At 65.7% G+C, this 13,069-nt stretch carries 13 protein-coding genes; 9 read left to right on the forward strand and 4 right to left on the reverse strand.

The window, feature by feature from the left end; all coding sequences use genetic code 11:
- The first annotated feature begins 176 nt into the window (after positions 1–176).
- Complete coding sequence (locus tag C7G42_RS35045; protein ID WP_158537614.1) at positions 177–323, forward strand: hypothetical protein; 147 nt, start codon at positions 177–179, stop codon at positions 321–323.
- A 186-nt stretch (positions 324–509) separates the two neighbouring features.
- Here the strand turns inward: C7G42_RS35045 and ntrC are convergent, their stop codons facing one another.
- The 3 genes from ntrC to dusB are packed head-to-tail and all read right to left on the reverse strand — an operon-like array spanning position 510 to position 4,135.
- A complete protein-coding gene (gene ntrC, locus C7G42_RS20275) occupies positions 510–1,952 on the reverse strand; it encodes a nitrogen regulation protein NR(I) (RefSeq protein ID WP_028144677.1) in 1,443 nt (480 codons plus the stop codon).
- A 9-nt stretch (positions 1,953–1,961) separates the two neighbouring features.
- Positions 1,962–3,137 carry a two-component system sensor histidine kinase NtrB gene (locus C7G42_RS20280; protein ID WP_106951067.1) on the reverse strand — a complete coding sequence of 392 codons (1,176 nt, stop codon included), beginning with the start codon at positions 3,135–3,137 and terminating at the stop codon, positions 1,962–1,964.
- On the reverse strand, positions 3,134–4,135 hold the full coding sequence (gene dusB / locus C7G42_RS20285; protein WP_106950729.1) for a tRNA dihydrouridine synthase DusB: 1,002 nt from the start codon (positions 4,133–4,135) through the stop codon (positions 3,134–3,136). The genes C7G42_RS20280 and dusB overlap by 4 nt, the downstream gene beginning before the upstream one ends.
- A gap of 284 nt (positions 4,136–4,419) precedes the next feature.
- Here dusB and C7G42_RS20290 point away from each other — a divergent pair, with 284 nt between their 5' ends.
- Complete coding sequence (locus tag C7G42_RS20290) at positions 4,420–5,601, forward strand: bifunctional 2-C-methyl-D-erythritol 4-phosphate cytidylyltransferase/2-C-methyl-D-erythritol 2,4-cyclodiphosphate synthase (RefSeq protein ID WP_106950730.1); 1,182 nt, start codon at positions 4,420–4,422, stop codon at positions 5,599–5,601.
- Positions 5,602–5,604: 3 nt separating this feature from the next.
- The gene (locus tag C7G42_RS20295) at positions 5,605–6,216 is read left to right on the forward strand and encodes a CinA family protein (protein WP_106950731.1); all 612 of its coding nucleotides are present in this window, start codon (positions 5,605–5,607) and stop codon (positions 6,214–6,216) included.
- Positions 6,217–6,221: 5 nt separating this feature from the next.
- Here C7G42_RS20295 and C7G42_RS20300 read toward each other — a convergent pair whose 3' ends face one another.
- Complete coding sequence (locus C7G42_RS20300; protein WP_106950732.1) at positions 6,222–7,001, reverse strand: mechanosensitive ion channel family protein; 780 nt, start codon at positions 6,999–7,001, stop codon at positions 6,222–6,224.
- A gap of 938 nt (positions 7,002–7,939) precedes the next feature.
- Here C7G42_RS20300 and C7G42_RS20305 point away from each other — a divergent pair.
- The 6 genes from C7G42_RS20305 to C7G42_RS20325 are packed head-to-tail and all read left to right on the forward strand — an operon-like array spanning position 7,940 to position 13,069.
- Positions 7,940–8,647 carry a c-type cytochrome gene (locus C7G42_RS20305; protein ID WP_106950733.1) on the forward strand — a complete coding sequence of 236 codons (708 nt, stop codon included), beginning with the start codon at positions 7,940–7,942 and terminating at the stop codon, positions 8,645–8,647.
- Between the two features lie 11 nt (positions 8,648–8,658).
- A complete protein-coding gene (locus C7G42_RS20310; protein WP_199581023.1) occupies positions 8,659–9,897 on the forward strand; it encodes a c-type cytochrome in 1,239 nt (412 codons plus the stop codon).
- 8 nt (positions 9,898–9,905) lie between these two features.
- On the forward strand, positions 9,906–10,082 hold the full coding sequence (locus C7G42_RS35360) for a hypothetical protein (RefSeq protein WP_199581024.1): 177 nt from the start codon (positions 9,906–9,908) through the stop codon (positions 10,080–10,082).
- Positions 10,079–10,645, forward strand: a complete 567-nt coding sequence (locus C7G42_RS20315) for a cupredoxin domain-containing protein (protein ID WP_106950735.1) — start codon at positions 10,079–10,081, stop codon at positions 10,643–10,645. The genes C7G42_RS35360 and C7G42_RS20315 overlap by 4 nt, the downstream gene beginning before the upstream one ends.
- Positions 10,632–12,254, forward strand: coding sequence for a b(o/a)3-type cytochrome-c oxidase subunit 1 (locus C7G42_RS20320; RefSeq protein ID WP_106950736.1), 1,623 nt, complete (start codon positions 10,632–10,634; stop codon positions 12,252–12,254). Before C7G42_RS20315 ends, C7G42_RS20320 begins: the two co-directional genes overlap by 14 nt.
- Complete coding sequence (locus tag C7G42_RS20325) at positions 12,254–13,069, forward strand: c-type cytochrome (RefSeq protein ID WP_199581025.1); 816 nt, start codon at positions 12,254–12,256, stop codon at positions 13,067–13,069. Before C7G42_RS20320 ends, C7G42_RS20325 begins: the two co-directional genes overlap by 1 nt.

Genomic DNA, 13,069 nt, shown 5'->3' on the forward strand with positions numbered 1-13,069 from the left:
GAAAACGGGTCCGCGATGGGCGGATACTGATGTATTCGTACCACATTGTTGCCGAATTGCGACAATTCCGCGGCGCCTTGGCCGCGGCGGTCCGGCGCATCCACAGGCGATCACGGCGGTAGCTTGAAGAGACCTTGCCTGCGGGAACGGTTATCCACCGTCGCTGCTTGACCAGCATGGACAGGTTCTTCCTCGCGATGATGGTCTCCGCAGTTCTGCTGTTGATTGCGGCCTCGGGTCTACTGGTCAGTGGTTCGGTCCTGCAGGAGCCGACGGCAAACGTCGCGCGCCTCGTGCCGTCGACGGAGCGGCTGGCCAAGTGACCTGTAGCGGCCGCGGGCGGCCGAACGCCTCACCCTTGTGTGACCGCGGAACATTTCTCCCCCGCCCCGGCTTTCTTTACCGCGCCAGCCAAACCGGCCAGCGCGATCCGGACAGGCTCGGCTCCGCTCTGGTAGGGGGAGCCGAGCCAATCCGCGTAAGCGTGATCAGCGTTCGTCGCCGAACAACTAGCCCCCGCTGCGATAGACCTGGATGTCGAGATCCCGGATCTTCTTGCGCAGCGTGTTGCGGTTGAGGCCGAGCAGATCCGCGGCGCGGATCTGGTTGCCGCGGGTGGCGGCGAGCGCGGCCGTGAGCAGCGGCACCTCGATCTCCTTGAGGATGCGGTGATAGAGGCCCGGCGGCGGCACGCCGTTCGGGAAGCCCTGGAAGTGCGATGAGAGATAGGCCTCCACGGCGCCGCCGAGATTGTCGACGCCCTGCTGGACCGCGGCACCAGGGCTGACCGAGGGCGGTGCGAGCTCGCCGTCGATGACGGAGGCCGTGATCACATCCTGCGGATAGAGCGCGGCGAGACGCCGGGCGAGGTTTTCCAGTTCGCGCACGTTGCCCGGCCAGCGATGCTGCTTCAGCCGCTCCAGCGCCAGCACGTCGAGCTTCTTGGGCGGCAGGCCGTCCTTCTCGGCCAGCGCGAAGAAGTGACGGATGAGATCGGGCAGGTCCTCGATGCGTTCGCGCAGCGGCGGCAGCCGCAGCGGCACCACGTTGAGGCGGAAGAACAGGTCTTCCCGGAACAAGCCCTGCTGGATCAGGACGCGCAGATCCTTGTTGGAGGCCGCGACGATGCGCACGTCGGTCTTGATCGGGGTGCGGCCGCCGACGGTGGTGTATTCGCCCTGCTGCAGCACGCGGAGGAGACGGGTCTGCGCCTCCATCGGCATGTCGCCGATTTCGTCGAGGAACAGCGTGCCGCCCTCGGCCTGCTCGAACCGGCCGGAGGCGCGGGTGTTGGCGCCGGTGAAGGCGCCGCGCTCATGGCCGAACAGTTCGGATTCGATGAGGTCGCGCGGGATCGCCGCCATGTTGACCGCGACGAACGGGCCGTTGCGGCGCTTGCCGTAATCGTGCAGCGCGCGCGCCACCAGCTCCTTGCCGGTGCCGGACTCGCCGGTAATCATCACGGTGAGGTCGGTCTGCATCAGCCGCGCCAGCACGCGGTAGATTTCCTGCATCGCCGGCGAGCGGCCGACCAGCGGGATCGCCTCCATCTCGGCGTCCTCGTCCGGCGTCGAGACGCGCTCCTTCGGCTCGGCAAGCGCGCGGCCGACGATGGCGATCAGCTCCTTGAGGTCGAACGGTTTCGGCAGATATTCGTAAGCCCCGCGCTCGGAGGCGCGGATCGCCGTCATGAAGGTGTTTTGCGCGCTCATGACGATGACGGGCAGATTCGGCCGCATCTTCTTGATCCGCGGCAAGAGGTCGAAGGCGTTTTCATCCGGCATCACCACGTCGGTGATGACGAGATCGCCCTCCCCCTGGCTGACCCAGCGCCACAGCGTCGCGGCATTGCCGGTCAGCCTGACTTCATACCCGGCCCGGGAGAGTGCCTGGTTCAGAACCGTGCGGATGGCGGTGTCGTCATCAGCTACGAGAATGCTACCTGCGGGCATCGTTGATCCTCATTTTGCCCCCTGAGATGCAGCCGACGACTTCCCGGCAGAGTCGTCGCGACTGCTGTGATCGGCATGTTTCACCGATGTGGAATACATCGGCATCAGCACGCGGAAGGTGGTTTTGCGCGGCTGAGATTCGCATTCGATGATGCCCCCGTGATCGCCGACGATCTTGGCGACCAGCGCGAGACCGAGGCCGGAGCCGGTCTGCTTGGTGGTCACGAAGGGATCGAACAGGTTGGGCAGGAGATCGTCCGGCACGCCTGGTCCATTGTCCTTCACGCAGAATTCGAGCGGCAGGGATACCCGGGATTTTTGACCGGGGACTGACAGGCGCACGCCGGGGCGGAACGCGGTGGTGAGCTGGATCTCGCCGTCGGGAACGTCGATCAGCGCTTCGGCGGCGTTCTTCACGAGATTGAGGAACACCTGGATCAGCTGGTCCTGGTTCGCCAGCACCGGCGGCAGCGAGGGATCGTAGTCCTCGATGAAGCGGATGTTGCGGGCAAAGCCGGACTGCGCCAGCCGTTTCACATGGTCGAGCACCGAATGGATGTTGACGGGGCCGCGCAACACGGGACGCTCGTCGCCGAACACCTCCATGCGGTCGACCAGCGTCACGATGCGGTCGGCCTCGTCGCAGATCAGGCGCGTCAGCATGCGGTCCTCGGACGAGGCCTGCTGCTCGAGAAGCTGCGCCGCGCCGCGGATGCCCGAGAGCGGATTCTTGATCTCGTGCGCCAGCATCGCGGCCAGCGCGATCACCGAGCGCGCCGCGCTGCGATGGGTGAGCTGGCGGTCCATCTTGTCGGCGATGGAGCGCTCCTGCAGCATCACCACGATATGGCCGGGCCGCTCGGTCAGCGGCGCGACGTGAAGATCGACCTGGCGGTCGCCACCCATGCGCGGCGTGCCGAGATCGACCTTGTATTCGTTGACCGGCGCGTTCGACGAGCGCACCTGGTCGATCAGCGCCAGCAAGGGACTGCCGAACGGCACCAGTTCTTTCAGCGACTGCCGCTTTAAAAACTGCGTCGAGATGTCGAAGAAGGCTTCGGTCGCGATGTTGGCGGCGACGATCTTGCCGTCCGGCCCGATCATGAGCACGGGATTGGGCAAGGCATCCAGGATCGCGTCGCTGTCGGACGGAACCGGCCGACGATGTTCAGCAACTGAGCTCATGCAGCAGCGCTCCATGCGAAGTCGTCGAAGGCGTCTTGCAGTGATTGGTGGACGCGGCCCGGATCCTCCGAGGTGAGGATGGTCTGCCGCCAGGATTTCAGCTTCTGGGCCGGCGCGCGGCTCGCCTGCGCTGCGACGTCGAGGGCCCAGCCCAAATGCTTGCGGGCATGCCTGAGGCCGATGCGCAAACCATAGAGCGCGCAGACGCCCTCATAGAGCGTGCGGACATAATGCAGCTGCGTTTCCAGCGAGGGCACAGCCTCCTCGGCCCCGCCCTTCAGGCGGCGGCCGATCTGGCCCGGCAGCCAGGGCTGCCCATTGGCGCCGCGGCCGATCATCACGGCGTCGGCGCCGGAGGCCTCTAGCGCCGCGAGCGCCTTCTCGTAAGTCGTGATGTCGCCATTGACGACGAGCGGAATCGAGACCGCCTCGCGCACGGCACGGATCGCATCCCAATCGGCCTCGCCCTTGTAGAACTGGCTGCGAGTGCGGCCGTGGACCGTCACGAGCTTGACGCCGGCGGCTTCCGCGCGCCGTGCCAGTTCCGGCGCGTTGCGGGTCTGGTCGTCCCAGCCGAGCCGCATCTTCAGCGTCACCGGCACCTTCACCGCCGCGATGGTGGCATCGATCAGGCCGACGGCATGGTCGAGGTCGCGCATCAAGGCCGAGCCGGACTGGCCGCCGGTGACGTGACGGGCTGGACAGCCCATGTTGATATCGATGATGTCGGCGCCCTCGGCCTCGGCGATCCGGGCGCCCTCGGCCATCCAATGGGTCTCGCAGCCGGCGAGCTGGACCACGTGCGGGCCGACGCCGGTGGCTTCGCAGCGCAACCGTGACATCCGGTGGCCATTGGCGAGTTCATCGCTGGCGGTCATTTCGGAGACGACGAGACCGGCTCCAAGTTCGGCTGCCAGCCGACGGACGGGCGAGTCCGTCACTCCCGACATCGGCGCCAGGATGACCGGGGTGACGACAATAATGTCGCCTATTTTCAACGGCTTAGAGCCGAATACTGCCGAACCGGTCACTGGGGTCTCGTCGACTGAGCAGGGGCCTCATCGCGCCTGCCTTGAAGTATCTTGCGCACAATTCTTGTGCAGTCAAGCGTCATGCCTACAGTTTAGACAATTCTGCAAATCTTTCAAGTGCAGTGCAGCAAATTGCTGTTGCCCACAATCCGGGGAAACCCCCTTTTTTTGCGGGCCTGCCGTGCTAGAGGCATGCGGCAATCACCCCACTCCCCCGACTCTTTCCATCACCGACTGAGTATTTGAGTCCTATGGCGAAATCACAACGCACCGCAGTCGTCCTCGTCGCAGCCGGACGGGGATTGCGCGCCGGCGCCGGCGGGCCGAAGCAATATCGCGAGATCGGCGGCGTGCCCGTGATCTACCGCGCGATGGAAGCCTTCAGCCGTCATCCTGAGGTGTTCGCGGTACAGCCCGTGGTGAACCCCGATGACAGCGCCATGTTCACGGCGGCGGTCGCAGGATTGAAGCATGAGGCGCCGACCAGTGGCGGCGCCACCCGCCAGGCTTCGGTGCTCGCAGGTCTCGAAGCGCTCGCCGGGCACAAGCCGGACGTCGTCCTGATTCACGACGCCGCGCGTCCCTTCGTCTCGGCCGGCGTAATCTCGCGCGCAATCGAGGCCGCAGGCCGCACCGGTGCGGCGATCCCCGTCGTTGCCGTCACCGACACCATCAAGGTCACCGGTGCTGGCGGCGATGTCGAGGGCACGCCGGAGCGGGCTTCCTTGCGCATCGCGCAGACGCCGCAATCCTTTCGTTTCGACGTCATTCTGGAGGCGCATCGTCGTGCCGCGAAGGACGGCCGCAGCGATTTCACCGACGATGCCGCGATTGCCGAATGGGCGGGATTGACGGTTGCAACCTTTGAAGGCGATGTTGCCAATATGAAGCTCACCACTCCCGAGGATTTCGTGCGCGAGGAAGCGCGCCTGGCCGCCCAGCTCGGCGACATCAGGACCGGCACGGGCTACGACGTGCACGCTTTCGGCGATGGCGACCATCTCATGCTGTGCGGCGTGCGCGTGCCGCACACCAAGGGTTTTCTCGCCCATTCCGACGGCGATGTCGGCCTCCATGCGCTGGTCGACGCCATCCTCGGCGCGCTCGCCGACGGCGACATCGGCTCGCACTTCCCGCCGAGCGACCCGAAGTGGAAGGGCGCCTCCTCCGACCAGTTCCTGAAATACGCGATCGAGCGCGTCACGGCGCGCGGCGGCCGCATTGCCAATCTCGAGGTCACCATGATCTGCGAGCGGCCGAAGATCGGTCCGTTGCGCGACACCATGCGCGCGCGCATCGCCGAGATCTCCGGCGTCGACATCTCGCGCGTCGCGGTGAAGGCGACCACCAGCGAGCGGCTCGGCTTCACCGGCCGAGAGGAAGGCATCGCGGCCACCGCGAGCGCCACCATCCGCCTCCCCTGGAGTGTCTAGGCCATGGCCGGCAGCGACGCACGCGCCCTCTCCCGCTCGCTGCTCGACCTCTGCCGGATGCGCAAGCTGACGATCGCCACGGCTGAATCATGCACCGGCGGCCTCGTCGCGGGCGCGCTGACCGACATCCCCGGATCGTCCGACGTGATCGACCGCGGCTTCGTCACCTATTCCAACGACGCCAAGCGCGCGATGCTCGGGGTCGAAGCCGGCACGCTCGCCAATTTCGGCGCCGTCAGCAAGGAGACCGCGACCGCGATGGCGATCGGTGCGCTGGAGCGTGCCGATGTCGATCTCGCGGTTGCCATCACCGGCATTGCCGGCCCCGGCGGTGCGACGCCCGGCAAGCCGGTCGGTCTCGTGCACTTCGCCGCCGCGGCGCGCGACGGCCGCATCATCCACCGCGAGCACCGGTTTGGTGCGATCGGCCGCAGCGCCGTACGCGCTCGCTCGGTAGTCGAGGCGTTGCGCATGCTGATGGATCTCGCCCGCGGCCCGCAGGCTCAAGCCAAGCCGAAACGCGCCGCCGCAGTAACCCGCCTGCGCCCACGCGTCACCCGCTCGCCGCGCCGGCATGTCGCCAAGCGACGGCCCCCGCGCTCGCCGCGCGGCTGAACGACTCAGGCTGCCGCCAACAGCGCGCTCGCGTGGTCGAGCACGCACTGTTTGACTGCAGCGGCCTCCGAGGGTTTCGCCTTCGCACTGACGGTCAATTCCGGGATCGGCGCCGCGGGATTGCCGACATCGAGGACCTTTGTGACGGAGACGGTCGGTTGCGCCTGACCGTCGATGCGGGAATCGTTGCGCAGCTCCTTCAGAATGCGATCCGCGAGCGCATTTGCTGCGCCGGCAGGGACTGGAAACGCCACCTTGACCTCGCCCGTGCCGGGATAGACGCTGTGATTGACGATCGCCGCGCCCCACACCTGTCCATTCGGCAACAGGATCTGCGTGTTGTCGGCCGCGACCAGCTCGGTCATGAACAGCGACAGCGACTTCACCCTGCCGGCCTTGCCCGCGACCTCGACGTCATTGCCGATATGAAAGGGCCGGAACAGCAGCAGCATCACGCCGGCGGCGAGATTGGAGAGCGTGCCCTGAAGAGCCAGACCGATGGCGAGCGATGTCGCCCCCAGCACGGCGACAAGGCTCGCGGTCTGGATGCCGAACAGCTGAAGCACGGCGATGCCGACCACCGCCAGCACGCCGTAACGGACGAGGCTGCCGACGAACAGCGTGACGAGCGGATCGACCCGATGCGTGACGTTCAACAGGCGCGTGACGAAGCGCTGCATGGCGCCGGAAAGATACCAGCCGATGGCGAGCAGCAGGATGGCGTAGATTGCGTTCAGGCCGTAAAGAACGAGCGAGGCCTTCAGCGTGTCGAAATTGATGGTCATGGCGGCTCCAGCCCGGACAATCCCCTGCAAACTCGCTGCGGCGCGAAATGATCCCGATGGAACCCGGTCCCGTCAGCCGTATTGGCGCAGCGTAATCCCCGCATTCTCTTCGCGGGGAACAGTGGCGGATTGCGCCTTCGGCCAATTCGCCCTTCGGCCCACAATTTCTTGTGTTGCCCGTCGGGCAAAACACGCCAGCCGTAGGGCAAGACGCCGGCGCAAAAATATTCGCCTTTACAGAATTTCGGCTTTGGCGCATTGTGCCACCACCTCATCCCGGTCAGAGGGGCGTATCGCGATCGTCACGAAACGTGGGGTGAGCCGTGGTGGACGTTTGTCACATCGGCGCGAAGGCATCGCAGGGCGGGCAACCGTGAGTGAGAGCCTACCGCGCGCACGACCGGTGTGACATGCGTACGGCAAAACCGTGTCGTCCTGACGCCCGGGGTCTGTGCGTCAAGTCTTGCGGTGATGTGTGTTGCCCGACCGGGCGCGCATGTCAGCGATCTGCAAGGCGACGGGGGCAATAGTGCAACGCTCCCCGGGGAGAACTCGGCATAAGCCGTAAGCCCACTGCGCAGGGAAGGCCGGGTTGTTCTGGCTACACCTGTATGCCGCTGTGCAGCTTCTTGCACGCAGGATTCGCACAGTGGACCGCGGGTGCCAGCCGGCACCCGGTCTTCCCTGCGCCCTCTGACAAACAGAGGGTGCCGAGATGAAGCAAAACTCGGACAGATACTGTCGCGAGACTGCAGGGTTATGTCCAGTTTTCCAAAAAACACGCAAGTTTGTCGAATTCGATCGAAATCGCAACGCAAATGGCGCGACCAAATGCCTTCGCTCGTGTCCGAGCTTGCGCGAAGATATATTGGCGCAATAATGGAGATCTACGTTGTGATCCGGAATCAACCGGACCAGCCCAGTGGAGGGCGACGAAATTGTTCGCTCGCGCCGCGACGTCAGTCGCCGTGATCATCACCTTGGCCGCCTTTGATGGTGCGGCCGCACAAACGGCGAGCCAACCGCCTGATACGATGGCGGCACGGGTCGAGGCCTGCACGCCCTGTCACGGCAACAAGGGCGAAGGCACCAGCGACGTCTATTTCCCGCGGCTTGCCGGCAAGCCGGCCGGCTATCTCTACAACCAGCTGCTCGCCTTCCGCAGCGGCCGCCGCAAATATCCACCCATGAACTATCTGCTGGAGTTTCTGCCTGATCCCTATCTCGAGGCGATGGCAGAGTACTTTGCCGGCGAACATCCACCGCTGCCGCAGCCGGCGCCGAGCGAGGTCAGCAAGGACGTCCTCGCGCAAGGCGAGTTGCTCGCCACCAGCGGCGATGCCGGCCGCAACATTCCGGCCTGCGTGAGCTGCCACGGTCCGGGACTCACGGGCATGCAACCTGGCATCCCCGGTCTGCTCGGCTTGCGCGCACCCTATATCAGCGCCCAGCTCGGCGCCTGGCGCTATGGCACCCGCACGGCGAAATCGCCCGACTGCATGCAAATTGTCGCCGGCCATCTAACCGAGGCCGACGTCACCGCGGTTGCAGCCTGGCTCGCGACACGCCCGGCCCCCGCAAACCCTGCTCCCGTCCCGAAAGGCACCTACGCGCTGCCCTTCGGCTGCGGCAGTCAGCCCAACTGACGAGGCGGATGATGGGCTCGAAACTGTCGATCGCACTGCTCGCTCTCGCCGCGCTCACCACGGCCGCGCAGGCGCAGGACAAGAGCAGCGACACCATCGCGCGCGGCGAATACCTGGCGCGAGCCGGCGACTGCACGGCGTGCCACACCGCGCCGGAGGGCCGCCTGTTCGCCGGCGGCCGTGCCATGCCGACGCCGTTCGGCACGCTCTACACCTCCAACATCACGCCGGACCCGGACACGGGAATCGGCAAATGGAACGCCGACGATTTCTACAAGACCATGCACAGCGGCCGCTTCCCGGACGGCGGGCTGATCTATCCAGCGATGCCGTTCGCGTCCTACACCAAGGTCACGCGCGCCGACAGCGATGCGATCTACGCCTATCTGCGCTCGATCCCCCCGGTGAGCCAGAAGAACAAGCCGCACGAGCTGCGCTTTCCCTACGACAACCGGCAGCTCATCCTGGGATGGCGTACGCTGTTCTTCAGCGAAGGCGAGTTCAAGCCCGATCCGAAGAAATCGGCGGAATGGAATCGCGGCGCCTATCTGGTCGAAGGCCTCGGCCATTGCGGCATGTGCCATTCGCCGATCAACGCGCTCGGCGGCACGTCGCAATCGGATGCCTTCAAGGGCGGCCTGATCCCGATGCAGAACTGGTACGCGCCCTCGCTCACGTCGAACCGCGAGGCCGGGCTCGGCGACTGGAGCATCAAGGACATCACCGACCTGCTCCAGACCGGCGTCTCCATGCGCGGCGTGGTCTACGGCCCGATGGCCGAGGTCGTGCACAACAGCCTGCAATATCTCAACGACGAGGACACGCGCGCCATGGCGGTGTACCTCAAGGGCATCGCCGAGGGCTCGTCGCCGCCACCGGCAGCTACGGCCCTGCCGACCACCGAAAGCAGCCTGCTGATCAGTCTCGGCAAGACCGTCTACGACAAGCATTGCGCGAGCTGTCACGGATCGCAGGGCGAAGGCAAGCCGCCGCACTGGCCGCCGCTCGCCAACAACCAGTCGATCGAGATGCAGTCGGCGGTCAACCCGATCCGCATGGTGCTCAATGGCGGCTATCCGCCGGGCACCAAGGGCAATCCGATGCCCTACGGCATGCCGCCGTTCGCGGGCCTGTTGTCCGACAACGAGATCGCCGCCGTCGTCTCCTATATCCGCACCGCCTGGGGCAATCGCGGCACGCCGGTCTCGGCGCGCGAAGCCAACGAGCTGCGCTCCGCACCGCTGAACTGAGAGGCCGCATGTTCAACTCCGATCCGCCGACCAGCCCGGCCACCGCCGACCAGGCCGTCGAGGAGGTCGTCGCGCGGGGCCCGTCCGGCGCGATCGTGCTGGCCGGCATCGCCACCGCCTGCGTGGTCGCGATGTGGTTCGCCTTCTATCTGTTCGTGTTCCTGCCGCGCGGGTCGCTGCAATGAGCGCCGAGGAAACGCACCAGGCCAGCGCCGAGGTCGCGGCCCGCGTCGAACGGCGCTGGGCCACCATCGCCGTGATCATCGTCGTGATGATGGCGCTCTTGGCTGCCTTCGCTGGCATTCATCGCGCGACCATGCCGCAGCCGCGCGTCGAGACCATTGATCCGTCCCGAATTCATCTCTCGGGCGAGTTCGTCGAAAGCAATCTCGGCAGCGTGCTCGAGGCGAACGGCACCGTGACCGTGCGCGCCATCGGTCAGCAATATTCCTTCACGCCGGCCTGCATCGTGGTTCCCGCCGACACGCCGATCACGCTGCGCGCCACCAGCGCCGATGTCGTGCATGGCATCCTGATCCAGGCCACCAACGTCAATACCATGCTGGTGCCGGGCTATATCTCCGAACAGCTGATGCGCTTCACCAGGACCGGCGACTACCTGATGCCCTGCCAGGAGTTTTGCAGCTTCGGCCATGAGGGCATGTGGGGCAAGGTCAAGGTGATCGACAAGGCCGAATTCGCCGATCGGGCGAAGGGTGGCGGGAGGCTGAGCTGTGTTGGTCAATAAGAAGCTCATCCTCGCCCATTTCTGGCTGGCCTTCGCCGTATTCGGCATCGCGCTCACGCTCGGCGCCTGGCAGATGTTCATCCGCAGCCCGATCGGCACATGGCTCTCCAACCCTGAGCTCTATTACCGGTCGCTGACCGCGCACGGCACGGTGATGGGCTACGTCTTCCCCACACTGGTCGCGATGGGCTTCGGCTACGCCATCAGTGAAGCCGCGCTTCAGCAGCGGCTGGTCGGCGTGCGCTGGGCCTGGGCCGGATTCTGGCTGATCGTCGCCGGCAGCATCATGGCGGTGATCCCGATCGCGCTCGGCCGCGCCTCGGTGCTCTACACGTTTTACCCGCCGCTGATCGGCAACGTTTTCTATTACCTCGGCGTGGTCCTGGTCGTGGTCGGCTCGTGGATCTGGGTTGCGCTGATGTCGGTCAATCTGCGCGTCTGGCGCAAGGCCCATCCCGGCGCCCCGGTGCCACTCGCCATGTTCGCCAACGTTGCGGGTTCGTATTTGTGGGCCTGGACCGCGGTCGGCGCCGCGCTCGAGCTGCTGCTGCAGATCATTCCCGTCGCGGCCGGTCTGAAAAACACCATCGATGCCGGCCTCGCCCGGGTGTTCTTCTCGTGGACGCTGCACGCCATCGTCTATTTCTGGCTGATGCCGACCTACATCGCCTACTACACCATCGTGCCACGCGCGATCGGCGGCCGGATCTATTCCGACAGCATGGCGCGGATCTCCTTCATCCTGTTCCTGGTGGTGGCGATGCCGATCGGCATGCACCATACCTTCGCCGATCCGCAGGTCGGCGCCGGCTTCAAGTTCATCCATTCCGCCTTCACGGCACTGGTGGCGCTGCCGACGCTGCTGACCGTGTTCACGATCTGCGCCTCGGTCGAGATCGCGGCGCGGCTGCGCGGCGGCCGCGGCATGTTCGGCTGGATCAGGGCCCTGCCCTGGGACAATCCGATGATGCTGGCGCTGGCGTTCTCCTTCGTCATGCTCGGTTTCGGCGGCGCCGGCGGCCTCATCAACATGAGCTATCAGCTCGATGCGTCGATCCACAACACGCAGTGGATCACCGGCCATTTCCACCTGATCTTCGGCGGCGCCATCGTGATCATGTATTTCGCCATCGCCTTTGATCTGTGGCCGCATCTGACAGGACGCGAGCTGATCGATGTCAGGCTGATCCGCACCCAGCTCTGGCTGTGGTTCATCGGCATGATCGTCACGACGTTCCCGTGGCACTGGGTCGGCATTCTGGGCATGCCGCGCCGCATGGCCTATTTCGACTTCGGCGATCCCGCGATCGCGCCGCAGGCGCTCTCTGTCACCCTGTCGGCGATCGGCGGCTTCATCCTGCTGGCGTCGGGCATCATGTTCATCGTCATCCTGGCGCGCGGCATGCGTGCGCCGCAGGTCGATGCCGGCCCCTACCGCTTTGCGCTGGCCGTGCACCAGCCGGCGACCGTGCCGGTCGCGCTCAACACCCACGCGCTGTGGGTGGCGCTGATGATCGGTCTCACGCTGACCAATTACGGCTATCCGATCCTGAATCTGGCGCTGAGTTCGGGCACGTCGGTGCCGGCCGTCTATGTTGGAGCGCAGTGATGAGCACGCGCGACCTCTTCACCTTCCGCAACGGCCATTTCAGGATTGGCGTCGGCATCACCGCCGCGATCCTGATCGTGACGGCGATTGTGGGCTTCATCGTGCTGCCCTTCGCGCAGCCCTGGGTGCAATTCGCTGATGTCTGGGACGCGATCTGCAGTGCCGCCGGCGTGCCGCAGCGGGCGGCCAGCGTGACGGCGCCCGAACAGGCAAAGCGCTTGTCGGAGGTCGTGCTGACCTCGAATACGCTGGCGCGCCCGAGCCAGGAGGCGATCGGCCGCGGCGCGACGCTGGCGCAGCGCTGTGCGATCTGTCACGGCCCGACCGGCGTCAGCCGCGCGGACTCGCCCAATCTCGCCGGCCAATATGCGGCCGTGATCTACAAGCAGCTGCACGATTTCCGCTCCGGCGCCCGCACCAATGCCGTGATGTCGCCGTTTGCGGTCAACCTGACCGACCAGGAAATCGCCGATCTCTCCAACTATTACGCCTATCTGCCGCGGCTTCCGGCCTATCATCCGACGCCGCAGCTGCCGAAGCCCAACATCGTGATCTACGGCGCGCCGATGCGCGGCATCGCGCCCTGCGGCGCCTGCCATGGCAGCCTCGACAACAAGACCGGCAGCCCGTGGCTGGAAGGACAATCGGAGGCCTACATGAAGGCGCAGCTCCACGCCTTCGCTTCCGGCGAGCGTCGCAACGACATCAGCCAGCAGATGCGCAACATCGCGCGTGCGATGACACCGCAGGACATCGACGCTGCAGCGGCATATTACGCCTCGCAGCCACCGGATGTCGTGAAGGCGGTGGATTGA

The sequence above is a fragment of the Bradyrhizobium sp. MOS003 genome (assembly GCF_003020125.1).
Classification (GTDB): domain Bacteria; phylum Pseudomonadota; class Alphaproteobacteria; order Rhizobiales; family Xanthobacteraceae; genus Bradyrhizobium.

Excerpts from the sequence above, each read along its gene's own strand:
- C7G42_RS35045 (WP_158537614.1), top strand. The coding sequence starts at position 177 with ATGGACAGGTTCTTCCTCGCGATGATGGTCTCCGCAGTTCTGCTGTTG.
- ntrC (WP_028144677.1), bottom strand. The coding sequence starts at position 1,952 with ATGCCCGCAGGTAGCATTCTCGTAGCTGATGACGACACCGCCATCCGC.
- C7G42_RS20280 (WP_106951067.1), bottom strand. The coding sequence starts at position 3,137 with ATGAGCTCAGTTGCTGAACATCGTCGGCCGGTTCCGTCCGACAGCGAC.
- C7G42_RS20290 (WP_106950730.1), top strand. The coding sequence starts at position 4,420 with ATGGCGAAATCACAACGCACCGCAGTCGTCCTCGTCGCAGCCGGACGG.
- C7G42_RS20295 (WP_106950731.1), top strand. The coding sequence starts at position 5,605 with ATGGCCGGCAGCGACGCACGCGCCCTCTCCCGCTCGCTGCTCGACCTC.
- C7G42_RS20300 (WP_106950732.1), bottom strand. The coding sequence starts at position 7,001 with ATGACCATCAATTTCGACACGCTGAAGGCCTCGCTCGTTCTTTACGGC.
- C7G42_RS20310 (WP_199581023.1), top strand. The coding sequence starts at position 8,659 with ATGGGCTCGAAACTGTCGATCGCACTGCTCGCTCTCGCCGCGCTCACC.
- C7G42_RS35360 (WP_199581024.1), top strand. The coding sequence starts at position 9,906 with ATGTTCAACTCCGATCCGCCGACCAGCCCGGCCACCGCCGACCAGGCC.
- C7G42_RS20315 (WP_106950735.1), top strand. The coding sequence starts at position 10,079 with ATGAGCGCCGAGGAAACGCACCAGGCCAGCGCCGAGGTCGCGGCCCGC.
- C7G42_RS20325 (WP_199581025.1), top strand. The coding sequence starts at position 12,254 with ATGAGCACGCGCGACCTCTTCACCTTCCGCAACGGCCATTTCAGGATT.